The organism is Bacillus sanguinis, assembly GCF_018332475.1.
GTDB classification, from domain to species: Bacteria; Bacillota; Bacilli; order Bacillales; family Bacillaceae_G; genus Bacillus_A; species Bacillus_A sanguinis.
Genome location: NZ_BOQB01000626.1, coordinates 1 through 596 on the forward strand (window position 1 = coordinate 1; position 596 = coordinate 596).

The window sequence follows — 596 nt, forward strand, 5'->3', positions numbered from 1 at the left end:
ATACCATGTACGATGTCTAGAGGAAGTATTTGCATAATAATCTATGATTATGTAATTATAAAATTCTCTTATTTTGGAGTAGGGGATAAATCTTTAGCTAGGTGAACAATTTCTTCTATAGTAGGGTTTACATCCTTACTATTACGAATAACAAACAAATAATCAGCCTCGTTTTCTATAGGATCTACGACATCTTCGTGAAGTGATTCAGCATGTTGCCGATCGAGTACTTCTTTGAAACTAGAATAGCTACCTCTAAAAATATTCGTACTTCGCGTGCTTCGAGCCACTCTTTCGTAAAGTACTTCATCTGGAATGTCAAAATGAACGAGTATGCGTACATATTCATTTTGTGGAAATAATTCATTTAGTAAATATAGTCGTCCGTTTTTACTGCGATTGGAATTGCAAATAATAAGGTGTAAACTTGTATGTTCTTTTGCATAATCAACAATGAATTTTGAAAGGCCGTGCTTAAAAGTATTAGCACCTTCAGTCGGCTGTAATTTTTCATAATGCGCGTTAATAAATTCTGCTTGATTATCTTGATCCATAACGAAAGAGTGGGATAACTCTTTTTCTAAAGCTTTTGCAAA

At 33.6% G+C, this 596-nt stretch carries 1 protein-coding gene; it reads right to left on the minus strand.

Going from position 1 to position 596, the window contains the following annotated elements; all coding sequences use genetic code 11:
- Nucleotides 1-68: 68 nt before the first annotated feature.
- A partial coding sequence (locus KI369_RS28905) for an ATP-binding protein (protein WP_212959049.1) occupies nucleotides 69-596 on the minus strand: 528 nt, incomplete at its 5' end.